Annotated in this window: 19 protein-coding genes; 5 read left to right on the forward strand and 14 right to left on the reverse strand. The window is 37.2% G+C overall.

Translation table 11 applies throughout. The annotated features are described in order from the left end of the window. Positions 1-276: 276 nt before the first annotated feature. Positions 277-1542, reverse strand: coding sequence for a putative glycoside hydrolase (locus tag BU038_RS08015; RefSeq protein ID WP_428843596.1), 1266 nt, complete (start codon positions 1540-1542; stop codon positions 277-279). Between the two features lie 236 nt (positions 1543-1778). On the opposite strand from BU038_RS08015, the gene BU038_RS08020 reads away from it, so the two are divergent. Next, positions 1779-2807 (forward strand): DNA-3-methyladenine glycosylase family protein, encoded by a 1029-nt coding sequence (locus BU038_RS08020; protein ID WP_158262794.1) that lies wholly within the window; start codon positions 1779-1781, stop codon positions 2805-2807. Between the two features lie 62 nt (positions 2808-2869). On the opposite strand, the gene BU038_RS08025 is transcribed toward BU038_RS08020, so the two are convergent. The 9 genes from BU038_RS08025 to BU038_RS08065 form a co-directional block, all read right to left on the reverse strand. Continuing rightward, the gene (locus tag BU038_RS08025; protein WP_107605583.1) at positions 2870-4177 is read right to left on the reverse strand and encodes an anaerobic C4-dicarboxylate transporter family protein; all 1308 of its coding nucleotides are present in this window, start codon (positions 4175-4177) and stop codon (positions 2870-2872) included. A 194-nt stretch (positions 4178-4371) separates the two neighbouring features. After that, positions 4372-6306 carry a catalase gene (locus BU038_RS08030; RefSeq protein ID WP_107605598.1) on the reverse strand — a complete coding sequence of 645 codons (1935 nt, stop codon included), beginning with the start codon at positions 6304-6306 and terminating at the stop codon, positions 4372-4374. A gap of 350 nt (positions 6307-6656) precedes the next feature. Beyond that, a complete protein-coding gene (locus tag BU038_RS08035; protein WP_107605584.1) occupies positions 6657-7979 on the reverse strand; it encodes an APC family permease in 1323 nt (440 codons plus the stop codon). Positions 7980-8009: 30 nt separating this feature from the next. Then, positions 8010-9050 carry a bifunctional threonine ammonia-lyase/L-serine ammonia-lyase TdcB gene (tdcB, locus tag BU038_RS08040; RefSeq protein WP_107605585.1) on the reverse strand — a complete coding sequence of 347 codons (1041 nt, stop codon included), beginning with the start codon at positions 9048-9050 and terminating at the stop codon, positions 8010-8012. A gap of 42 nt (positions 9051-9092) precedes the next feature. Beyond that, a complete protein-coding gene (ald, locus tag BU038_RS08045) occupies positions 9093-10211 on the reverse strand; it encodes an alanine dehydrogenase (RefSeq protein ID WP_107605586.1) in 1119 nt (372 codons plus the stop codon). Between the two features lie 384 nt (positions 10212-10595). Continuing rightward, the gene (locus tag BU038_RS08050; protein WP_107605587.1) at positions 10596-11708 is read right to left on the reverse strand and encodes an ImmA/IrrE family metallo-endopeptidase; all 1113 of its coding nucleotides are present in this window, start codon (positions 11706-11708) and stop codon (positions 10596-10598) included. Positions 11709-11793: 85 nt separating this feature from the next. Continuing rightward, on the reverse strand, positions 11794-12582 hold the full coding sequence (locus tag BU038_RS08055) for a putative hydro-lyase (RefSeq protein ID WP_107605588.1): 789 nt from the start codon (positions 12580-12582) through the stop codon (positions 11794-11796). 205 nt (positions 12583-12787) lie between these two features. Next, on the reverse strand, positions 12788-14248 hold the full coding sequence (locus BU038_RS08060; RefSeq protein WP_107605589.1) for an MDR family MFS transporter: 1461 nt from the start codon (positions 14246-14248) through the stop codon (positions 12788-12790). A gap of 296 nt (positions 14249-14544) precedes the next feature. Continuing rightward, on the reverse strand, positions 14545-16143 hold the full coding sequence (locus BU038_RS08065; protein WP_107605590.1) for an FMN-binding glutamate synthase family protein: 1599 nt from the start codon (positions 16141-16143) through the stop codon (positions 14545-14547). Positions 16144-16477: 334 nt separating this feature from the next. Between BU038_RS08065 and BU038_RS08070 the strand changes: the two genes are divergently transcribed. After that, a complete protein-coding gene (locus BU038_RS08070) occupies positions 16478-17182 on the forward strand; it encodes an SDR family oxidoreductase (RefSeq protein WP_107605591.1) in 705 nt (234 codons plus the stop codon). Between the two features lie 104 nt (positions 17183-17286). Here BU038_RS08070 and BU038_RS08075 read toward each other — a convergent pair whose 3' ends face one another. Next, complete coding sequence (locus BU038_RS08075; protein WP_107605592.1) at positions 17287-17478, reverse strand: hypothetical protein; 192 nt, start codon at positions 17476-17478, stop codon at positions 17287-17289. Positions 17479-17653: 175 nt separating this feature from the next. Between BU038_RS08075 and BU038_RS08080 the strand changes: the two genes are divergently transcribed. Both BU038_RS08080 and BU038_RS08085 read left to right on the forward strand, forming a co-directional pair. Beyond that, positions 17654-18778, forward strand: coding sequence for a hypothetical protein (locus tag BU038_RS08080; RefSeq protein WP_107605593.1), 1125 nt, complete (start codon positions 17654-17656; stop codon positions 18776-18778). Positions 18779-18995: 217 nt separating this feature from the next. Beyond that, positions 18996-19184, forward strand: coding sequence for a hypothetical protein (locus BU038_RS08085; protein WP_107605594.1), 189 nt, complete (start codon positions 18996-18998; stop codon positions 19182-19184). A gap of 78 nt (positions 19185-19262) precedes the next feature. Here BU038_RS08085 and BU038_RS08090 read toward each other — a convergent pair whose 3' ends face one another. The 3 genes from BU038_RS08090 to tenA form a co-directional block, all read right to left on the reverse strand. Continuing rightward, positions 19263-20123: a hypothetical protein gene (locus tag BU038_RS08090; protein WP_107605595.1), complete on the reverse strand. Its 861-nt coding sequence runs from the start codon at positions 20121-20123 to the stop codon at positions 19263-19265. Between the two features lie 156 nt (positions 20124-20279). Further along, positions 20280-21020 (reverse strand): acetoacetate decarboxylase, encoded by a 741-nt coding sequence (locus BU038_RS08095; RefSeq protein WP_107605596.1) that lies wholly within the window; start codon positions 21018-21020, stop codon positions 20280-20282. A 67-nt stretch (positions 21021-21087) separates the two neighbouring features. Then, positions 21088-21771 carry a thiaminase II gene (tenA, locus tag BU038_RS08100; RefSeq protein ID WP_002480059.1) on the reverse strand — a complete coding sequence of 228 codons (684 nt, stop codon included), beginning with the start codon at positions 21769-21771 and terminating at the stop codon, positions 21088-21090. 278 nt (positions 21772-22049) lie between these two features. Here tenA and BU038_RS08105 point away from each other — a divergent pair, with 278 nt between their 5' ends. Continuing rightward, positions 22050-23639 (forward strand): BCCT family transporter, encoded by a 1590-nt coding sequence (locus BU038_RS08105; RefSeq protein ID WP_107605597.1) that lies wholly within the window; start codon positions 22050-22052, stop codon positions 23637-23639. Positions 23640-23814 lie beyond the last annotated feature (175 nt).

The raw sequence follows: 23814 nt of genomic DNA on the forward strand, positions 1-23814 counted from the left end.
GAATTTATTCGTGTTTACGCATCTAATTTCACTCAATTTTCTAATTAATCCATTTTCAATCACAATTTTTGACAATATTTTGTATCACAGATTAATATGTTCTTAAAATTTCTCTTTAATTTAAATATACTATCTCGAAATAATCCATATGACTTTTCTACGCACATCTCATGATTATTAATTTTATGTATAAGAAATATGCATAGTCAGTTTCTGAAATCAGCATAAAAAGAACTGAACCTTCCATTAAAAGAAAGTCCAGTTTGTTTAGTGTTATTAATTATCTTTTTTGTCTTGTTTATCTGTCTTTTCTTGCTTGTCTTGTTTTTCTTTTTCCTCTTCTTTTTTAGCTTTTTCACTCTTATCCGGTGAATAGTTCACACCTTTAGTATATTCGTTTGAAGCATCCCAAAGTAAGAATTCATTGATACCGTGATCACGTAACGCTTGTATTTGATCAGAAACCGCTTCTGCATCATAGTTCTTATAATTGCCTGCACCTAGATAACTCGCAGTGAAATCTTGCAGCCAAGGACGTGTCTTCGGTTTATGGTCTGCTTTCTTCAATACTGCTGTTTCTTTCTCTAAGTACTTGTCTACTGTGTTATATGGTTCTAAGTCAGGGTGATCAATCCCAAAGTCACCTGGGCTCCAATGTGATGGATATATCATAGAAGAAATCACATCGACATTCTCCGCAATTTTAGGGAAACTTTGACCAATACCCGGTGCTTCTTCAACCGTCGCTGAGTAGCCAAAGACATCCGCTGAAATTTGCGCATCTAACGGATGAATTTCTTTACGTGCTGACTTTAAGAACTGCGTAATACTATCGACACGTTGTTGTGTATAATCCATGTCGTCCCCTTTGTATTTACCATTAGAATACACTAAATCTTTGTCCATATTTTCAAAGCCTTCTGGGAAACGTACATAGTCGAATTGTACTTCTCTAAACCCAGCCTTAGCGGCTGCTTTTGCGACGTCTATATTATAGTCTCTTACTTCTTTTTTGAATGGATTTAAGAATTTATCTCCGCCATCACTTTCCCAAACTTCACCATTCTTCTCTTTAAATGACCAATCTGGATGTGCTTCTGCAGCACGTGCATCTTTAAAGGTTACAACTCTGGCAATCGGATAGACATTATTCTTTTCTAACGTCTTCATCAACTTTTTAAGATTGACCATTTCCGTTGTATTCTTTTGAATCAGTTTGTTATCTGAATTCAAGTTCATTGTGATGTTGCCTGTATCATCTTTAACATCAATCACCATAGCGTTTAAATCTGTGTCATTAATCATTTTGATTAATTCATCAAAACGTTCGCCTTGAAGTGTTCCTGGTGTCACATAAATCCCTTTAACCCCTTCTTTAGGGTATTTGATTTTATTTTTATTATCGTTATGCTTTTCTGATTGTTGATGTTCTGCGGACTTGTTGTCGTTCTTTGAAGTTGAATCATTGTTTCCGCATGCTGTAAGGATCAAAGTACTCGCTGCAGCTATAGTCAGCACGCGTTTCATCAATTTTATCGTCATCCCTTCATATTAAGTCAACAGTTATAATTATTTTATACATTTTAAGAGAAAAAATAATAAACTATTATCACTATTCTAGCTTAACGAAATTGTTGATAGTTGGCAATGAATTTCCCATCGTGATTCATAAATAGACTAAATTTGATTTCATACTATATTAATCATCACAGAAAAAGTACTGAATTTCTTTGATTATCCGGGTATAGAAGAGTATTAAGATATTTAGGAGAATGATTATGCAATTAAAATTGAATACATTGACAAACTTTTATCATCAATTACCAAAATATAATCATACAGAAGTCGATGACAGCTGGTACCGTCAAACCTTATATCTGCACCTTTATTATCAACCTCCTTATGCATTTGAAACGTTACTTCAATTCTTAGATCGGCGGGCAATTCCAGGTGTAGAAACTGTTTGTGAAGATACTTATTACCGTACAGCATTGCTTCGTTCAGCATCACATACATTTAAAGGATGGATTGCGGTCACACAAGATGGCGAGCCAAATGCTTTAGCGCTCACATTCAGCGCAAGTCTTTATCCAGTACTCATTCAAGTGATTGAACGTATACGCCATCTTTTTGACTTAGATTATCCACCTGAAGCATCAAAAGAAGTACTGAATGACTCATGGATGGATTCAAGTACTAGAATGCCAGGTGGCTTTGATGGTTTTGAAGTCAGTGTACGTACAGTATTAGGACAACAAATCACGGTACAAGCTGCGACGACCTTAGCTGGTCGTTTAGTTCATGCCTTAGGTACACCGTTTGTCTTGGATTTACCTGGTTTATCTGCTTTCTTCCCATCTGCAGAGACACTTATTGCGGCAGGTAAAGCGAATAGTCTAGAAGGCGGTAAAGGTATCAGTGATGTTTTAGGCCCACTTGGTATTACAGGCAGACGTGCTTCAACAATAGAAGCCATTGCTCAAGCAACTGTAAGCGGCGAAATCCAGCTCAAACCTTACCCAATTTGGAAAGATAAACAGATAGACACAGAAGTCATGACACAAATAGAAACTGAGATGAAACGGCTCTTAGCTATCAAAGGAGTCGGACCTTGGACAGCACATGCGATTGGTATGCGCGCCTTAGGATATCCTGATGCCTTCCTTGAATCTGACATTGGTGTCATCAAAGCGATGAAAGCTTTATATCCTGACTCAGAAGAAGCTGAAACCTCAAAAGGTCGGTTAGCGCTTGCTGAAGCTTGGCGACCGATGCGCAGTTATGCGGTAATGAATTTATGGAAATAATCGATACAAAATGTCCTCCATTTTGAACAACTACTCAAATTGGAGGACATTTCTTTTATTATTTAATAACCAAGCAATGCTTTAATACTAAATCCTACAATCACAGATACTGTAATCGCAAAGAAGCCGGGTAATATAAAGCTGGTTGGTTTCGTTTGTTTTGTTTCATCTAAATCTACCGCAAATAATAGGGTTGGTTGTGCGGGAATGACAAAGTTAACATTTAAAGTTTGCGCCATCGCAATAAAGTACATTGGCGGCACACCCATACTCATCAGAATCGGCAACATAATTGAAGCTGTCGCTGATTGTGAAATGACGACAATCGTAACGAGTGAGACTAAGATAATCACAAGCCAAGGTACTTGTTGTATCACACCGCCGATTTGTTCTGTCATAATCTTTTTATTTCCTGGGGCAGTAAAAATAGTTGCACCGAGCCAACCAGGTCCAAGCACTGCGAATAATGCACCAATCGCAGATTGTGTAATATGACTATCTAAAATATCTCTTGTATTTAATTTAACTAAGACTAAGTTGATTGCGGCACTCATATACATAAAGAGCTGCACAATTTCTGTTGTCTCAAGTTTAACGGATTCTCCATTCACTTTAAATGTCGGTACGAGATCAGAGAAGATACCGAACATTAAAATCAATCCAACACCTAATAAGAAGACCAACACACCTAATTTCACACGTGGTGAAAATTTCGTTTGTAAGGGTTGCGCTTCAATATCTTCCATAATATCTGTCGCAAATTGACTCGGATTCATCTTACGACGTCTGCCGACTACTGTACAATAAACACTCAGCGCTAACATACTGATGATTGCTGTAGGCATGACGATAGACAGATATTTACCCATTGTGACACCTGTCACCGCTAACGTCGCAATAATATAAGCAGTCGCAGAAGCTGCCGGACTACATAATAATGCCAAGTTAGCTGTTAACACTGATGCAGTTAAAGGACGTTTCGGTTGAATCCCTGCACGTGTCGCAGTTTTAGCAATTATTGGTTCTAGTGATAATGCAATATTTGTTGTCCCGATACCGAAGACAAAGATAAAGACAATCATCGGCGCAATAAAGATAATTGATTTCGGATAACGTTCAATCACTTTAGACGCAAGATAGACTAAATAGTCGATTCCGCCTGTAGCTTGTAAGGTTCCGCCCGCAATCCCAATTGATAAAATAATCAATACCGCTGTGACAGGTGCTGAACCTGGCGGCAAACCAAAGATAAATATCATGATCAGTTGTGCCACGATTGCGAATATACCGCAACCCAGTGCACCTGCTAGCCGTAACCCCATCAGTATGGCCAGAATCATGATAATAATTTCTGTGATAAATAGAAACATTTTAACTCCTCACTTTAGTATCTCTATATTGTGAAAAAGATAACATAGTCCAGTTTATCACGATTGCGTCACAATTTGGTAAGCCAAAATTACTAAAATATGAAAGTTTAGTGAATACAATTTTCTAAAATTACAACTTATAAATATGTATAGAAAAAGCCCTGGCGCATTGCCAAGGCTTTGAAAAGTTAATATTAAGCTCTATCCCAATAACGGACTTTGTCAAATGCTTTCACAATTGTTTGTGGATCATCTGATACAAAGATACCAGGCGCATCTAATTTCACTTTACGGTCTTGTAAGTCTTTAGATGCCGCTTCATTAAAGATAATTGGTTTCTTATGTTTGAAAGATAACGCCGCAAACTCTTCAGCATCTGGAATTAAACCATTGCCATCTGACAAGATGACTAAGCTGTCGAATAATGTCGCATGCGCTGTATCATACGTTTCATTGATTGAGATATCATCAGACAAGTCTTTTTGTTGCTTACCGACAAACGCATAGTTCAAACCATGCTCTGCGAATGTTTTCGCATATTTTTTCAGTGTATCTGCGTCAATATCACCGTTCACTAATACTGCCACTGAGTGACCTGGTAATGGACGATCATATTTTTCCATAGTCAATTGACTATCTTTCTTATCAGATTTCACTTCTTCATTTTCTTCTGGTACTTGTACTCCTACATTTTCTGCGACACGTTCAGCTAATTCACGGTCAATTTTGTTTAATTGATTGACTGCACGTTGACGCACATCCATACTTTTACATTTACCGATTTCAAATGAGAAGCCATCTACTGTATGGTCATATTCAGGTTTTGTTAAACTGTTCAGATATAGTTTCGCTTGTGAATAGTAGTCTTTGAAACTGTCACTGCGTTTACGGATTTTGTGTCCTTCTACTTTTTCAGGATAATGTACATAGCCGCCTTCTGCTTTTGAACTTGTGAATGGGCAATTGCCTTCAAGACCATTCTTATGATAAGACGTTTTACCTTCATGAATATTCATTTGATGCATCGCATCACGTTGGTTGTTACGTACTTTATTCACAGGACGGTTGATTGGGATTTGGTTGAAGTTTGGCCCGCCTAAACGTGAGATTTGTGTATCTGTGTAAGAGAATAGACGTCCTTGTAGTAGTGGGTCATTTGAGAAGTCGATACCTGGTACCACATGACCTGGGTGGAATGCGACTTGTTCGATTTCATCAAAGACATTATCTACGTTACGGTTCAACGTCATTTTACCAACGACTTTCACCGGCACTTCATCTTCTGGCCAAATTTTTGTTGGATCTAATAAGTCGAAATCAAAATCGAATTCTTGATCTTCTCTTAAGATTTGTAAACCAAGTTCCCAAGCTGGATAGTCACCTTTTTCAATAGATTCGTGTAAATCTTTGCGGTGGAAGTCGATATCTTTACCTTGTAAGATTTGTGCTTCATCCCATACAAGTGATTCTAAGCCGTGAACAGGTCTCCAATGGAATTTAACGAAGAATGCTTCGCCTTGTGCATTGACTAAACGGTACGTATGTACACCGAAGCCTTCGATTTGTCTGATATTCTTAGGAATACCACGGTCACTCATTGCCCATACTGCAGTATGTGAAGTTTCTGGATTTTCTGCGAAGAAGTCCCAGAATGTATCGTGTGCTGAACCGCCTTGTGGTGTTTCTGTATCTGGTTCAGGTTTAACCGCATGAATTAAATCAGGGAATTTGATTGCATCTTGAACGAAGAAAACAGGGATATCATTACCGACTAAGTCGAAGATACCTTCATCTGTATAGAATTTAGTCGCAAAGCCGCGGATGTCTCTGACTGTATCTGGTGAACCTTTTGAACCTTGTACCGTTGAAATACGTACAAAGACAGGTGTCACTTTGTCAGGATTTGTGAGGAAGTCTGCTGAAGTATACTCAGATAAATCTTCATAAACTTGGAATTCACCATGTGCACCGAAACCACGTGCATGAACAACACGTTCAGGAATACGTTCATGGTCGAAATGCATAATTTTCTCACGGAAATGGAAGTCTTCTAATAAACTGGGCCCTCTTTCACCAGCTGTGAGTGTTAATTCATCTTCGCTGACTTTTGTTCCATTATTCGTCGTCATCGGTTCGCCTTTATGACTTTTTCTAAATTGGTCTAATTGTTCTTGCTTTTTGTTTTTAGCCACACAAATAACCTCCTATATAATAAGTCCTAATTATGAGTTTCCCGTTTCTTTTTAAACAAAACACTTTTTGTTTTTGAAGATGATTTTAATGCAAAAATTATAAAAATTTAAATACCATCTTCACACACTTAACATGGTATTGTTTGAATGTTAGTTTAAAATATCTCTATTTATTTATTTATGAAAAATAAAAAAGGAAGTCACTTCATGACGCTGACCATGAAAGACTTCCTTCTTTAATTTGAAAGGTATAAATATAGATGGTGAATGAATTTTAGAATACTACCTTATGACTTCACTTGTGCTTTCTTATAATAATAGATTGGGATACCTGCTAAGGTCACGACAATACCGATGATTGCGAGTACAGGTTGAGTAATTAATGTGTTGATTAATACAAAGACACCTGCCGCTAAGGCGATTATCGGAATGACTGGGTACAATGGCACACGGTAAGGCCGTTGTAATTCAGGTTCTCGTTTGCGTAAAAGTATGACTGCTAGGAAGGCCATACAATAGAATGTCCAAATAACGAAAATCAACATGTTTGTAATCGTATCAAACGCACCTAACAACATCATTAATGTAGCGATAGCTAATTGAATAACACCGCCTAACCAAGGTGTATCTGAAGGTGTTAAGCTTAAGAATGCGCGTTTAAATGGTAATTGATCGATTTGTGCCATTGCATAAGGAATTCTCATGCCTGTCATCGTATAACCGTTCATTGTACCGTATACAGAAATCAAAATACCGATAGTGATAATCTTGCCACCGCTTGCGCCGAACAGAATAGATGATGCATCACTTGCGGCGTTTAAGTTACCTACGATATGTTCAATCGGCAAAGTCATTAAGAACGTTGCGTTAATCAATAGATACACAACCATGATCAAGCCAATACCTAAAGCAATTGCGCCAGGTAAATCTTTCTTAGGATTCTTCATTTCCCCGGCAATATTACCGACGTGAATCCATCCGTCGTATGCGAACATTGTCGCAAGCAAGCCGCTTCCAATCGCTTCAAACCAACCAGAACTTGTACCATTCACCACTGGGAATAAAGAGAATGATACTTCGCTGCTTTGGAAGAAACCGAATAATACAATCATCGCAATGGGGATTAATTTAATCACCAACGTAATTGATTGAAGTAATCCGCCTGCTTTTGATCCTAATAAGTTAATTAACAGCAATGTTAACGCACTAGTAACAGCAATTGGAACTAAATAAATAATGTTAAGTTGAAACAAGTTAATAATTTGTGTACCGAATATAATCGCCAGTGCAGCTACGTTTGCGGGGAAATAGATGAAGCCTTGTGCCCATCCAGATAAGAACCCCCAGAAGTTGCCATACGTATATTCGATATATTTTGTCAGACCACCTGTTTCAGGGATGGCAGCTGCTAACTCAGCACCTGTCAAACCTGCACAAATGGTAATGATACCTCCAAGGAACCAAACTAACATTGCCATACTCGTTGAGCCAGTTACTTCGGTAACACTGGAAACTTTGAAGAAGACACCAGCACCGATAACCGAACCCATAACGAGTGAAAGTGCAGCAAAGAAACCTATATTTTTCTTTAAGGCTTTATCACTACTCATCAGGCTTACCTCCGTTCTGTCTTATTTCGGTTAACCTACTACACCTTCACTTGTATCGGCAGGTTCGAGTAATGTATCAATAATATGTGACACGCGTGTTAAGTCGACATTTCCTCCAGACACGAGTGCGACTGTTGTTTTGTCTTTCAACCATTTCGGATCGATTTTACCGCTCAGAATAGCCGCTGTCGGTAACGCACCAGCACCTTCTGTGATGATTTTCGCACGCTGCATTAAGTGACGCATCGCATTAGAAATCTCATCTTCAGTCACTAAGATAAATTCATCAACCAATTTATCTGCGACTTCATACGTTTTTTCACCCGGAATTGCGACTTCCGTACCGTCCGCAATCGTATGCGCAGTAAATTGTGACGTAATCTTACCTTGTTTCACAGACTCTGCCATACCGTGAACATTCTCTGCTTGTACGCCAATAACATGGATAGATGGGTTGAATGATTTCAATGCAGTCGCGATACCTGAAATCAAACCGCCTCCGCCTACAGGTACAATAACTGTATTAACATTCCAAATACTGTCTAATATTTCTAATCCGATTGTGCCTTGTCCAGCCATTACTTCATTGTCATCGTAAGGATGAACAATCGTTTTGCCCGTTTCTTTCGCAAGTTGTTCCATATAGAGGCGAGAATCATTGAATGTCTCTCCTTTCAATATGACTTCTGCACCATAACCTCTGGTTGCTTCTTGTTTTGCGATAGGTGCTTCTTCTGGCATAATCACGGTTGCTTTGATGCCTAATAACTTACCGGTCAGCGCAAGCCCCTGTGCATGGTTCCCAGCTGATGCGGTAATGATTCCTTTTTCTTTTTGTTCATCTGTCAGATGTAAAATTTTATTCAAGGCACCGCGATATTTGAATGAACCCGTGAACTGCATATTTTCTAATTTCAAATAGACATTGCCGCCAGTGATATCATTACTTAAGAACATGGATTGGATTAACGGTGTTTTACGCACGTAATCACGAATCATCATTTTCGCTTCTTTAATGTCTTGAATATTACAATATTTCTCCGTTTGCATTACTGTACTGTTTACTGTCATTTCGCTCTCTCCATTTCTCTTTATATAGGAATATTTATTCGCTTAATTCATTAATTTGTTTAACTCCTCGTAAGATAAGTCATGAGATTGTGCAAGTCCTTCATTCGTCACATGACCTTTATAAATATTGACACCTGTCGCAAGTACAGGATTATCTTTAATCGCTTGTTCAATACCTTTATTACTGATTTCTAGTAAGTATTCGATATTACCTAAAGCCAGTGCCATAGTAGAAGTACGTGGAACAGCACCAGGTTGGTTCGGTACTGCATAGAAGACAACGCCGTCTTCGACATAAACGGGATCATCAATCGTAGTTGGACGGATACCTTCAACTGTACCGCCTTGGTCAATCGCAATATCTACAACGACTGAACCTTCTTTCATAGATTGAATCATGTCACGTGTAACGAGTTTGGGTGGTTTAGAACCGGGGATAAGAATGGTTGAAATAAAGACATCCGCTGTCTTAATTTCTTTTGCGAGGTTTTCTTCGTTTGATTTAATAACTGTAACATCTTGGCCTTTGAAGTGATTTTTGAGCCATTTAATGCGGTCATCATTTAATTCGATAATTGAAACTGATGCTTGTAAACCTAAGCCAATCGTAGCCGCGTTGACCGCAGCTGATCCGCCGCCGAAGATAACGACTTTACCAGAAGGAATACCATCAATCGCATCAATACCTGAAATTAAAATACCTTCACCTTGATGTTGCTTCTCTAAATAATATGCGCCCATCAACATAGAACGACGTCCTGCGATGGCACTCATCGGAGCTAATAATGGTGCTTGACCATCTTTCACAATCGTTTCGCCGCCGATTGCGGTAACACCTGCTTCCTGCATTGCCTCTACAGTTTCTTTAGATGAAGCTAAATGTTGGAAGCCCCAGATGACTTGTCCGGGTTTAAAGAATTTGAATTCTTTCGCATCTGGTTCTTTCACTTTGACAATCAAATCCGCTTGCCATGCTTCTTCATGATTCACAATAAAGCCGCCTGCTTTCTCATATTGCGCATCATCAAATCCAGAGCCTGCACCTGCATTATGTTCAACGAGAACACGATGTCCATCTAAGACAAGTTTCTTCACATTTTCCGGGGTGCAAGCCACACGTCCTTCACCTGGTTTGAGTTCTTTAATGATACCGATTTCCATGTTCATCTCTCCTTGTGAATGTTTTCACATTCAATTTAACACTTATATACAATAAAGGCAAACTAATTATTAGGTAATTTATAAATAATTCTATTTTTAAACATAATCAGAATATTTTAGTAATTTGACATCCTTTTATAGTAAACGCTTACATAGTATTTGTGACAACTATAATCCATAGATTTAAGATGAAAATGTCACAATTTGTATAATCACTTTTATATCGTAAAATAATTCTATTATTTTAAAATTTACTATGAGGGAAGCATGAGGTAAGTGTTAAAGCAGGCATTAAAAAACCCTGGCTTTCGCCAAGGTTCTTTAAACGATTTATGTTATTTCATTAAAAAGTTGATATCGGTGTTAAGAATATATTTTTTCATTTTATCTCTCAGCCTCCAAAACTTTATAGCCTTTATAACCCACACCTACCAATTGAAAAGCATCTGTATAGGAAATTCTGTTTTGTTTCAAGGCATTATCTACATAATTGAAAAATATACGATCCATTCTATAATTCAGATTATTATTGTAATTGCCGCTCGTGCTTTTACTTATTTGTTGGTTTCTATAAGTTTCAAATTCTTCATTCAATCTGTCGATATGTGCTTGGTATGTTTGATAACTAATTCTTTTTTCATCGTAGAGTCTTCTATACAATACATAATGACTTACTGGGAAAATAGATTCCAAAGTTTCAATATTATCGGTATTAATTTTTTTCAATTCAGATTTAGGCACTAAAATTTCTGCAGTTATTTTATTCACATACGCCTCAGAGCTTTTATTTTCTAATGACATCGCATCATCATTAAAAATACCATCACGTCCAACAAATAAATGTACTAATTCGTGAATCATTGTAAAAAGACGACCATTCTTGGTATCTGTTTGGTTGATAAAAATAATGGGTGCTTGTTTGTCGCTTAATACAAAGCCTCTGAATTCTTTAATGTTTAGCGGACGATGTGTATTGTCCTTAACTTTGCCGTTTAGAAAAACAAAGATACCTACACGATTAAGCTTCTTTCTAAAGTAGTTAAAAGCATCTGGTTTCGCATCATTCATATATGCTACAGGAACTCCAAGTACTTTTCGAATTTCTTCAGCGACTTTTAAATAATCATCTTGCTCAGTGAATCGATGAATAAAAGGCAATTCGTACTCAATCTCTTCTTTTAAAAATTCTTGTTTCATTCTCATCTCTTGAATGGTTGCTTTAAGTTCTTCACTTTTAGCCCCTATATCATTAGAGCTGATTACCCGAAATTCTAACTTCTCTTTTGGAAGGTTTATTTTTTCATTTAGCACTAATAAACCTGCTGGAACGTGAATTGTTTTTGCAATTGTAACGAGTTGGTTAAAAGTTGGTTGTACCTCTCCGCGCATGATGTTTTCTATCTTTTCAACTTTCTTTTGAATTGCAGAGAGAGGGACGCTAGATTCATTGATATAGCCGTTCAAAACTTTTGTATTTATTGAAACACGTTTAACCATCAGCGTTGCCTCCTCTATTAGATTTAATTAATTATATCACGTCTTTTTTAAATGAAGTTAACGTTTAGTGTGCAAAAATAACACCTCAATCACTTAGTTCACTATCCCTGATATCTGTAATAAACATGTGTCCAGGTGCATGTGTGATAATCAATTCAGGCTTAGCGTCTAAAGCTACAGATTGCGGTGTAACACCACATCCCCAAAAGACAGGCACTTCATTTTCTTTTATTTGTACCGGTTCTCCAAAGTCTGTTTGATTTAAATCTTTAATACCGATTGCTGAAGGATTTCCAATATGGATAGGTGTGCCGTGAACATTTTTAAAGTGTGTCGTAATTTCAGTCGCACGAATCGCATCCTTCATAGTCATCGGGCGCATACTTACAGTAATATTCCCGTCAAAACGACCAGCAGGTTCAGCCGGTATATTTGTAATATACATTGGTACATTATGTCCTTCTTCCAAATGACGTAATGGAATACCCGCTTCTAACAATGCATGTTCAAACGTAAAACTGCACCCGATTAAAAAGCTGACCATATCATCATTAAATCGATGCTTGATATCAGACGGTGTTTCTATTAGTTCACCATTTTCATATACACGATAAGCCCCTACATCTGTCGTGATATCCGCATGTTTACCATACTTTGAAAAATTAACTTCCCCTACTTCAGACATATCTAGTAACGGACATGTTTTTGGATTTTTAAAACAGAATTTTAAGAAATCATACGCGTATTTTGAAGGCAGAATAACTACATTCGCTTGAATGTACCCCTTAGCCATTCCACTTGTATGTCCTGTTACTTCTTTATTACGAATCATTTGTCTTAATGCTTCTGGCCCCACATTTTGTAAATTTGCCATGTATAAACATCCCCTTTGTTTAAAAAATGGTATTTTTACTAGTTTATCAGAAATACGTAATCATGTGTTAAGGAACATTCAATTGTATACCTGTTACCCACACTATCATGACCATATTTTTTCAGACGCTTTAAAAGAAATATTAGAACAGAAAAACTCAGCATTTCCATAACGGAGATGCTGAGTTTTGTTTAGTTAGTTTATATTATGCTGTTGTGTTTGGTTCTTGATTATTTGAATGCTTCACTTTCTTTTGGCTTTTTAATAAGAACACACTTAAGAATGCGATAACCGCAATAATCACTGTGAACCAGAAGGCCGCGTGATAGCCGTTCAACATAGCATCTTGTGCAATTTGCGCTTGCATCACTTCAGGTTTAAGTCCTTGATAATCTGCCATATCCGGTTTAAAGATTTTCGCGAAATGACTCATAATCGTAAAGAGAATCGCTGTACCAATAGAAGCTGAAATTTGCTGCATGGTATTTGTCATAGAAGAGCCATGCGCATTCATTTTCTGCGGTAATTCGTTCATCGTATGTGTCATTAAAGGCATTAAACCTAACGCAATACCGATCATACGAATCGCATAAACTGTTGTTAACATCACTAATGATGTTTTAGCGTCCATAAAGACGAAATAAGTTGTTGTCACAACTACGATGCCCATACCGATAAACGCTAAAATTTTGGCACCGAATTTCTCATAAAGAATACCTGAAACGACAGACATAATCCCCATCACAATTGCACCTGGCAATAATGCAAGTCCAGATTCTAACGCTGGTTTACCCATAATATTTTGAATAAAGATCGGCAACACTGTTTCAGAACCGATCATCGCAATCATTGTAAAGGCCATAATGATAATACCGACTGCGAATTGTCCTTGTTTAAACACTCTGAAATCAAGCAGCGGTGTTTCTAAACGTAACTGTCTGATGATAAAGAGTGTCACTAACACAATACCGCCAATAATTGTTGTTAAGACAATTGGGTCGTCCCAACCATCACGTGCGATAGAACTTGTCCCATATAATAATCCGCCAAACCCTATGACCGACAGGAAAATAGATAGCACATCAATCGGTACTTTACGGTTAGTTCCTACGTTCTTAATTAATTTCAAACTCATTAAGAATGTAATTGCGGCGATTGGTGTCACCACATGGAATAATGAACGCCAATTGAAATACTCAACTAAATAACCTGATAATGTCGGTCCAATTGCGGGTGCCAACCCAATCACTAATCCGAAAATACCCATGTACTTACCGCGTTCACTCGGCTCGAAGACATCTAAAATCGTTGTCATCATTAACGGCATCATAATACCTGAACCTAACGCTTGTACAATACGCGCAATTAATAATACAGTAAAGTTCGGACTAACGCCCGCAACGAGTGTACCCACTAAAAAGATTAAAATAGATGTTAAGAATACCTGACGTGTACTAAAACGCTGAATCACCATTGCTGATAAAGGAATCACAATTCCGTTGGTTAATAAGAAACCTGTTGTTAACCACTGAACTTGTGTATATTCAATATTAAAATCTCTCATAATACTCGGTAATGCTGTTGCCAGTAAAGTCTCATTCAATAATCCGAAGAATCCGCCAAGCAACATCGTAAAAATCATCCATAATTTGGTTTTAAGTGTCATAATTCATCTCCTCTTCAATATATACTTAACTTACTTTCCATTATTTTTTACAACGCACTAAATCATACCACACTGAAGTTGAATTACATTTAATGTTTATTTAAATATGCGTAAAAACATAGTGCTTAAATGAACTGTTTACTCTTAGTTGATGAATGTTGCATTAAAAATTATCCCACACCAAAACCAAGTATTCTATCTACATCACGGGTGATATGTTGCTTAACTCGACATCTGTTTCACATTATAGACACTAAAAAAGCTCTCACGCATTTAAGTGAGAGCTTGAATAAAATTTATACAGATACATTTTGCTTTGTATCAACTAATTTTAATTTATAATCATAAATCGACTGTAAGCTGCCGTTTGGATTTTTGAGGATTAAATGATCTTGCGTAATGTCTGTCGGACTTTCGACACCGACTGCTGCGGCTAAGTTGAATAAGCCTTCATGTAAACTTGTGACGTAGTTTGTGACACGATAATTCTTTTCATTCACAAACAAACCACGTTCTAGTTTAGGATTTGTCGTTGCGACACCGACTGGGCAAGTATTCAAGTGACATTGTTGACTCATAATACAGCCGACACTGATCATCATACCACGAGCGACATTGACTAAGTCTGCACCGAGACCGAGCGCAATCGCAATTTTATCCGGTGTGACCAGTTTACCTGATGCGAAAATTTTCATTTTATCACGGATACCATATTTCTCTAACATACCTGTAACAATCGGTAATGCTGTGAATAATGGTAAGCCGACACTATCTTGCAGTTCTTGATACGTTGCACCTGTACCACCTTCACCACCGTCAATGGTGATGAAGCTTGGATATTGTTGACGTTGTTTCATCGTTCTGACTAAAGCTTCGATTTCATCGACATGACTTACCACGATTTTGAAACCGACTGGCTTTTGTGCTGCTTCTTTCAGATCCATAATCCAATCTAATAAATCATCGTAATTATGGATGAATTCGAAGCGGTTCGGTGAATTAATCGTTTTACCAGGTTCAACACTTCTGATTCTCGCGATTTCTTCTGTGACTTTAGCACCTTCCATATGACCGCCACGTGTTTTAGCCCCTTGCGCTAACTTCACTTCAAAGGCTTTCACTTGTTCGATAGCCGCTTTTTGTTTGAACTTCTCTAAATCAAAGTCGCCATTGGCTTTACGTACACCGAATAAACCAGGTCCGATTTGGAAGATAATATCGCCGCCACCTTTACGGTGGTGATCGGATAAGCCGCCTTCTCCCGTATTCATCCAAGTACCTGCACGTCCTAATCCTTTAGATAATGCGGTAATCGCATTTTTACCTAATGTACCGTAACTCATACCTGATTGACCGACTAAACGTTTCACTTTGTAAGGATATTTTAAATCTTCTCCTAAGACAATCGCATCCTCATCTGACAGATAATAAGGGTCAACCTTTTCAGGGTCTCGATGTTCTTCACGATCAAATAAGCGCTCATTATCAATCTTATAAACAAAAGTCGAAATTAAAGTCGATTGATCAATGCGCATTTCCTCTGTTTGTTTCGGAAACATGGTGTTTTGAATAAAGAAGCCTGTTTCATAATCTGTCTGCGTTCCGAAACTCGTCATGCGTGATTTATACTTACCAGCTTTCACGATGTCTGTATATTGACTACGTGAAAATGGTTTCCCTTTCGTGTCCTCTGAGAATAAATATTGACGAAGCTCAGGCCCAATCTTTTCGAAGAAATAACGGACACGTGCCAACACAGGATAGTTGCGCAACACACTGTGCTGTTGTTGCCGTTTATCTCTAAATAACAATACTAATCCAGTCACCAACAGTCCTATTACGACAAGCGCAATAAAGATGTTGATAATGAATTGAAGAATCGTAAGCAATAACATTATAGTTCCCCTCTCTCTATTTCTCTGCTTATCATGTATTACTTCAATTCCCAGCAGCCCACTCTGCTGAAATTGCACTAAATTTTGAATGTAATCCCATTGTATACCAAATTCCATCATGTTTCATCAGTCGTTTAGAAAACGTTTACATCTTTGATGCAATATTGCCGAAAGGATGAGAAAAGCCGTTAATATTCTGAAACTGCATACCAATTTTCGCATTCATAAGCTCCCTTGTATATACTGAAGGTGTCAGCTGTTATCTTTACCTTAAGTAGAAAAAGGGAATAAATCAATATAAGTGTAAATAAGAGAGAGAAAGGCGGATTTACTTATGACAGAATTGAATAAGAAAGTGGCAGTCATTACAGGCGCAAGCAGCGGTATCGGGAAAGGCATTGCCTTAAAGCTTTCAAATGAAGGCGCAACTGTTGTGCTTGTCGCTCGTGATGAAAAGAAGCTCGATCAAGTTTCAACAGAACTGCGTAAAGCAGGCGCAAAAAATTATGAGATTATCAGCGCTGACGTCACAAACCGTGAAGATATTGATCGTGCAGTGAAACAAGCTGTAGAAGAATTCGGGAAAGTTGATATCTTAGTCAATAGCGCAGGCCAAATGAAATCCTCTGCGATTACAGAAGGTGACGTTCAAGCATGGGACGACATGATTGATGTAAACCTTAAAGGTACGTTATACGCAATCAACGCAGTCATGCCGTACTTCCAACAACAACAAAGCGGCCATATCGTCAACATCGCCTCAATTTCGGGCTTTGAAGTGACAAAATCAAGCGCGTTATACAGCGCTACAAAATCAGCTGTCCACGCAATTACACAAGGCCTAGAAAAAGAACTCGCAAAAACAGGTATTCGTTCTACCAGCATTTCACCGGGTATGGTCGACACAGCTATGACCAGCGATACAGATTGGGGTTCACGTAAAATGTTAGAACCTAAAGATATCGCAAATGCGGTAGTCTATGCGTTAACACAACCCAGTCATGTCAATGTGAATGAAATTACAGTACGCCCTGTTTAATATACAATCAAATTCACATTAAACAATGAAAGTCAGGCAGCACGCCTGACTTTTTACATATACAAATATATAAGTTGAATCTATATCCAACGCATACCTTCACTTTAAATTTCCGGTTTAAACAAGATAAAATAAATACTAAATAAGATTAGATATACACCCATAAAAATACCGACACGTTTCAACAAATATAACCCTGTATTAGCACGATTCTTAATGAAACGATTCGAAATCATGTTTGTGACAATAAAACTAATAAAGATGATAATGACATAAATCAAAGCTGTCGTATCCATTGAAGTACTCCTTCACATTGTTATTTAGTTAAATGTATCACAACTTGGTGCTGAATCCTATGTAGAATCTCGATAATTAAGAGTTAACCCATTTCATCTTTAAAATATTCGTTTTAAGGGAAAGATTGGTATAGAATAGATATAATACAATCTTAAAATGCACGGGGTGACGCATATGAATTACTTGGAAGAACAAAAACATAAATATATCGAATTAGCTGAAGCCATCGAATTCCATAATGCTGATTATAAAATAGATGATGCAGAAAAAATGTCTGTTCAAGAAATCTGTACAGATTATGGAAAGTATACGACGTTAAAAGAAAGACAAGTCTTGGAATCTATCTTGAAGTATCATCCTGAAGTCACAATCATACCAAAAGAAAAAGCCGATGAATTAAAAATTTTAGATCGAACAGATTTCGTTTATGAAATTGAAAAAGACTCATATTTTGTAGAAACTGAGTTTTTAAACAACTTCAATAAATATGTACTCAGCCATAAATATGACTCTATTCCACCATTGGATGATGATGAAGAAGAAGCCCTTCATGAAATGCGTGAATTGACACAAGCACGTAAAGATTATGAAGACTTCCAACTTGCTGACTTACTAAAGAAATACGGCACTGAAGAATTGAAACAAATCTGTCGCGAATTTAAAATTACTGGCTTTTCTAAAGGAAGCAAAAGTGACATCGCTGATTTAATTCAAGATAAATTTACAAACAAAACATCGCTAATGTTCAAACGTCTCACTAAACAAGAGTTAAGTTTAATTGCGTACTTTATCGCTGAAGAAAGTAACGTTATTCCTTACACGCATCTTGATGCTTTAAGTACGAAAACTTTCTTCATTCAAGTACAAGATGACTATGAAATCCTTTATATGCCAATGGATATTTTTGAAGATTTAGAGGATTACTTCGAAGAGAATGACATGAATCCTTTAGATTATCTTGATGAAGCAGACCGTGAGTTATTAGAAGAAATTGAGAAGTATCAAAAATTGAATAGTCTACCGATTAACGAAGATGAAGATATCGATACTGCGATTTCTGCGTTTGTGGAAGCGGGTAAAGATGATGATATGCGTGAAATGTTTAAAGAAATGTTCGACTTAGATCAAGAGAGTGATGATGCGAAAGTCATGAATGCGATAATTGATGGTAAAGTCACATCTCAAGAAGAGTTAGATCAATTCTTAGAAGAACTGCACAATCAACCTCAAGCAAAACCACAAAAACAAAACAATGAATCTTCTGGTAACGTCATTGATTTCAACAAATATCGTCGATAAAACGATATGAGATGATACAATAAAAAATGCCCTATAAAGCAATTGCTAAAAAGCAAAGCTTTATAGGGCATTTTTAAATTCAGAGATTAAACTTTATTCAACCTTTTGATTTCTTATTATGATTGGATAACGTATTATATCGTGATACACTGTCAGTGGAATAAGTAGAATTACACTTACATTCAAAGCGCGATAAAAAAATAAAAGGAGCTTAACTATGACAGTCATCCAACAAATTAAAGAAGATATTGAAAAACTATTTGAAGCTGAAAGCGGCTATAAAATCTCAAAAGCTTCAGGTGTTCCCTATCAAACTGTTCAAGATTTAAGAAATAAAAAAACAAAGCTCGAAGATGCGAAATTCAAAACGATTATTAAACTCTATGACTATGCATCAAACAAATAAAGTGATGAATAATCTTACTTATAAAAGAACTTGGTTCGACACATGAAACCTGTCGAATCAAGTTCTTTTAAATATATATTAAACTTCGTCGCCATGTTCATCATATTTGGTCACATCACCATCAGAATCAATGATATATGAGCCGACTAAGTTACCTTGCTTATCTAAAATTGAGAAACCCCAACCACCATCATCACGACGTTCTGGTTCTTTAAAAGTATAACGGCTTGTATCTAATTGATGACCCTCATATTCTTCAACTTTATCAATCACATTTTCACGTGTCACCGTTTCTTCTGACTCTTCATCATCTTCATCAATGCCAGGTGGTGTCGCACCAATATAACTTTCAACTAGACGCACCGCTTCTTCATTCCCATCATACAACGGCACGACTTTTCCACTATTCATAATACGTTGAGATTCCTCACGACTATAATCTTCTTCTTGCCAACGATGGTCTTGGAAATGACTCGGTACGGGATAAATTGTTATTGTCCCATCTCCATTATTTTTATAGACAACATATCCTGCCGCAGTGGGTGTACCTAACAAACTTTGAATACCTTGTTCATATCTGATTGACCCTGGTCCATACATAATTTTTCCTGACAAATCACCATGACTAATAGAGATATCTGCCGGATTTGCGCTTCGATAGCTTGGTAATGCGGCTAACCAAACACGCGCAAGATATTCGTCACTCTGCGGATTCAAATGACTAAACGCATTGTGTTTATTTTCAGATGCTTTTGAACCTAAATGTTTCTCGTTGTTTTCTTCACTTTTTTGATGGTTTTCCTGTGTTGATTGTTCTTCTGATTGATGTTCTGTTTTTTCTTGATCAGATGATGTTTGTGTTTCTTCTTTTTGCCCACAAGCAGTTAATAATAACGACGCTGCTAAGAGTCCAGTACCTAAATATTTAATTTTGTTCATTATGTCCCTACTCTCTCTTTATAATGACTTTCATACTTAATATTCAGTATACCTGAGCGGAATACAACTGTATTCATTCTTTACAAAAAAGACATATTTTGTCTATTTGTATAGAAAAAGGAGAAACAAACTTCAAGCTTGTTTCTCCCGAAAAAATTATGATTCTTTTAAATAGTCATGAATGACTTCTGGTCGGCCGAGTCTTAAATCTGCCAAGATATGTTGTGCATCGACAATTTCTTTGACTGGAAAATCTGCGAGTGGTGCATTGACGTGTTCAAATAATTGCAGACGTGCATCACCACGAAATGCTTCTTTAATTTGAATATCTGTAATTTGAGAACGTGTCATTTCAAGTATTCTCGGTGTCCCATCATAATTCGGTAATTGTTTCAACATGAAGCTTGGTTTGGTTATAAGTTTCTTCGCTTCTTCTGTTTCAATCGGATGGTATTTATAGGTCATAGTAGCTTGTGCGACACGTAGTGAATGATAATCTAATGTACCTACTAATGTATCGTTATCGACATATAGTCTTGGTTCTCCGTATTTCTTAGGAAATGTTGAAAGTTCTCTGCCTAACGCAATCGCAGGCTGATTATTTAAATACATGGATAAGTAGAATTCGCCTTCTTCTCCGTTGTATTCTACTGGAATCACTTGGCCGCATTCTGTATATGAACCAAGGCCTGTACTATCAGGCATATCAATGACTTCAAATTTGATTAAGTCACTTGTCACTTTTAGTGGTTCAGGTACGACTTCCTTTAATTTCTCAATATCTGTGCGATACACAATATTTAAAAATTCTCGATTTCTGAAATGAACATCAACCCTTGAGTATGTCGGTGCATTGACAGGTGTTGAAGCTAAGTTCATGAGTTCTTTTTTATTCAATCTCTTGCCTCCTAAACATGCTTTGCTTACCTAAGCTTAAAGCCAATGACTTAAATCTTCAATGATTCTATTTTACCGGCACATCCCAAGTACTTAAGTTCTCTGCCATATCCCAGAATTTATATTCATAATAACTTGTGCGTACAACAATATCTTCTAGTCGTTTTAAGTCCGCTTCTGAACGTCCTTCTGTCACTTTATTCATCAGTTCAACGCAATCTTTCTTAAATTGCGTAAACTCCTCAGATGAATACATATCTACCCATTTTCGATATAATGGATGATCTTTAGCAGCATCTTGTTCTGCCAATTTCAAACCAATATAGTTGTAACTCCATGTACAAGTTAAAATAGCGGCAATGACATTTTCTACGCCGCCGATTTGTGCCATATTCAACATGTAGCTTGTATAAGCGGTTGTAGTTTCTGCAGGTTCAGTAGCTTCTAATTCCGCTTCACTAATACCGAATTCTTTCGCATAACCGCGATGCAAGTTCATTTCAGTATTCATTGTGCCATCTAATAATTGCGCATACGTCGACATCATATCCAAATCAATGGCTTTCGCGGCACCAATCGCAAACAAACGAGAATACTCAATTAAATAAATGTAATCTTGTTTCAACCAATGTTTGAATTTCTCTTCATCCAAAGAGCCGTCAGCCAGCCCTTTAATAAATGGATGTTCCATGTAAGATGCCCAAATCGGCTCAACGCGTTCATATAAACGATCTGTAAATAATTGTGTCACTACAAGTTCCTCCTAATTAGATTTGATTCAATAGTTTTACTGCTTATCTTTAATCTAACCTATATCGACACAATATACAAAAGTACGCCGGCTTGTTTCTAAACACAAGTCGACGCATTCAATTATTCGTTTTGATAAATGGGTAATTTGATTATAACGATTAAAAAACGTAGAAAAGATTATCTGTTTGAAGCAAGTTGAATTATTTCCTAGGTATGATAGCATGTATGCCGTCTTTGCTTTTTTTCAATACTCAAATCAGAAAGGATGTTGCAGTTTTGAAGACGACTCATAAAGAGACAAACAAGACGTTTTCACCCGTATTTACTTATGCGTCTATACTCGTAGGTCTATTAGTATTAATAGGCGCAATTTTCCCTAACCAATTCGGAAAGGTTTCTGGTGCGCTTGGGGCGTGGATTACAGAAACTTTCGGTTGGTATTACATGTTAGTCTTTTCTTTCATTTTGGTTTTCTGTATTTTCTTAGTTTTCAGTCCGATTGGTAAGTTAAAGCTAGGTAAACCTACAGACAAGCCTGAATTCCATACAGTCTCTTGGTTAACGATGTTATTTAGTGCTGGTATGGGGATTGGCTTAGTTTTCTATGGGGCTTCTGAGCCTGTATCACATTATTTAACTCCACCTACAGCTTCTCCAGAAACAAAAGAAGCACTCGCTGATTCATTACGTGCTAGTTTCTTACACTATGGTTTCCACCCTTGGGCTGTTTACGGTATCGTAGCGTTATCACTCGCTTATTTCCAATTCAGAAAAGGCGAAGTCGGGCTTATTTCTAAAACATTACGACCACTTTTAGGTAAACGTGTTGATGGTTTAACTGGTACCATTGTCGATGTTTTAGCAGTATTTGCGACAATCATTGGTGTGGCAGTATCATTGGGTGTTGGCGCGATGCAGATTAATGGTGGTTTGAATTATTTATTTGGTATTCCAAATAACAAGTTAGTTCAAGGTATTATTATCGCAGTCGTTACTGTGCTCTTCTTATACAGTGCATGGAGCGGTTTGAGTAAAGGGATTCAATATTTGAGTAACTTGAATATGATTTTAGCTGCGATTCTCTTTGCGGTTCTATTAGTCATCGGCCCAACTTTACTCATCTTAGATATGATGACTTCTGCGACTGGTGATTACTTAAACACATTAATTTTTAACAGTTTAGATACAGCGCCATTAAATCATCAAAAACATGACTGGATGCAGACATGGACGGTTTATTATTGGGGCTGGTGGATGAGTTGGAGTCCATTCGTTGGTATCTTTATTGCCCGTATCTCTAGAGGTCGTTCTATCAGAGAATTCGTTATGGCTGTCTTGTTAGTGCCGACAATTGTAAGTATTTTCTGGTTCAGTGTATTCGGTTTAACAGGTATCAGCGTGGGACAAGAACATGTGAACATCTTTAAAATGCCACCTGAAACACAATTATTCGGTATCTTTAATGAATTGCCGATAGGCAGTGTGTTATCTATTATCGCACTCGCATTAATCGGATCATTCTTTATTACTTCTGCCGATTCAGCAACATTCGTTTTAGGTATGCAGACAGCATTCGGTACATTACGTCCAGCAGGATTCGTAAAAATTGTTTGGGGACTTGCGCTTTCTGCGATTGCGTATATATTACTGCTTGCCGGAGGCGAAACAGGACTAGATGCCTTACAATCTGCGGCGATTATCTCAGCTTTACCATTTAGTGTGGTCGTTATCTTAATGACACTGTCATTCTATAAAGATGCCAATAGAGAGCGTAAAGCATTAGGATTAACACTCTCGCCTAATGAAGAACATACTAAGATTTTACATGCGGCATCTAAGAGACGCTCATCAGAAGAACGCTCATAATTTTAACTACATTAAAATCAATAGCTTCAATTTACCGATAAACAAAAGGGGCTGGGACATAAATCCAGTCTCAAATAAAAGCCGAGGAGAATCTTTAATGATTTTCCTCGGCTTTTTATATAAAATACTCATATTATTTCAAAAAAATAAAGCCCTCACGTATAATTAGAGAATA

It is taken from the genome of Staphylococcus simulans (assembly GCF_003043455.1).
Taxonomy (GTDB): domain Bacteria; phylum Bacillota; class Bacilli; order Staphylococcales; family Staphylococcaceae; genus Staphylococcus; species Staphylococcus simulans_A.

Excerpts from the sequence above, each read along its gene's own strand:
- BU038_RS08065 (WP_107605590.1), bottom strand. The coding sequence starts at position 16,143 with ATGTTATTGCTTACGATTCTTCAATTCATTATCAACATCTTTATTGCG.
- BU038_RS08015 (WP_428843596.1), bottom strand. The coding sequence starts at position 1,542 with ATGACGATAAAATTGATGAAACGCGTGCTGACTATAGCTGCAGCGAGT.
- BU038_RS08030 (WP_107605598.1), bottom strand. The coding sequence starts at position 6,306 with ATGACGACGAATAATGGAACAAAAGTCAGCGAAGATGAATTAACACTC.
- BU038_RS08025 (WP_107605583.1), bottom strand. The coding sequence starts at position 4,177 with ATGTTTCTATTTATCACAGAAATTATTATCATGATTCTGGCCATACTG.
- BU038_RS08090 (WP_107605595.1), bottom strand. The coding sequence starts at position 20,123 with ATGAACAAAATTAAATATTTAGGTACTGGACTCTTAGCAGCGTCGTTA.
- ald (WP_107605586.1), bottom strand. The coding sequence starts at position 10,211 with ATGGAAATCGGTATCATTAAAGAACTCAAACCAGGTGAAGGACGTGTG.
- tdcB (WP_107605585.1), bottom strand. The coding sequence starts at position 9,050 with ATGACAGTAAACAGTACAGTAATGCAAACGGAGAAATATTGTAATATT.
- BU038_RS08055 (WP_107605588.1), bottom strand. The coding sequence starts at position 12,582 with ATGGCAAATTTACAAAATGTGGGGCCAGAAGCATTAAGACAAATGATT.
- BU038_RS08060 (WP_107605589.1), bottom strand. The coding sequence starts at position 14,248 with ATGACACTTAAAACCAAATTATGGATGATTTTTACGATGTTGCTTGGC.
- BU038_RS08075 (WP_107605592.1), bottom strand. The coding sequence starts at position 17,478 with ATGGATACGACAGCTTTGATTTATGTCATTATCATCTTTATTAGTTTT.
- BU038_RS08085 (WP_107605594.1), top strand. The coding sequence starts at position 18,996 with ATGACAGTCATCCAACAAATTAAAGAAGATATTGAAAAACTATTTGAA.
- BU038_RS08020 (WP_158262794.1), top strand. The coding sequence starts at position 1,779 with ATGCAATTAAAATTGAATACATTGACAAACTTTTATCATCAATTACCA.
- BU038_RS08080 (WP_107605593.1), top strand. The coding sequence starts at position 17,654 with ATGAATTACTTGGAAGAACAAAAACATAAATATATCGAATTAGCTGAA.
- BU038_RS08050 (WP_107605587.1), bottom strand. The coding sequence starts at position 11,708 with ATGGTTAAACGTGTTTCAATAAATACAAAAGTTTTGAACGGCTATATC.
- BU038_RS08035 (WP_107605584.1), bottom strand. The coding sequence starts at position 7,979 with ATGAGTAGTGATAAAGCCTTAAAGAAAAATATAGGTTTCTTTGCTGCA.
- BU038_RS08070 (WP_107605591.1), top strand. The coding sequence starts at position 16,478 with ATGACAGAATTGAATAAGAAAGTGGCAGTCATTACAGGCGCAAGCAGC.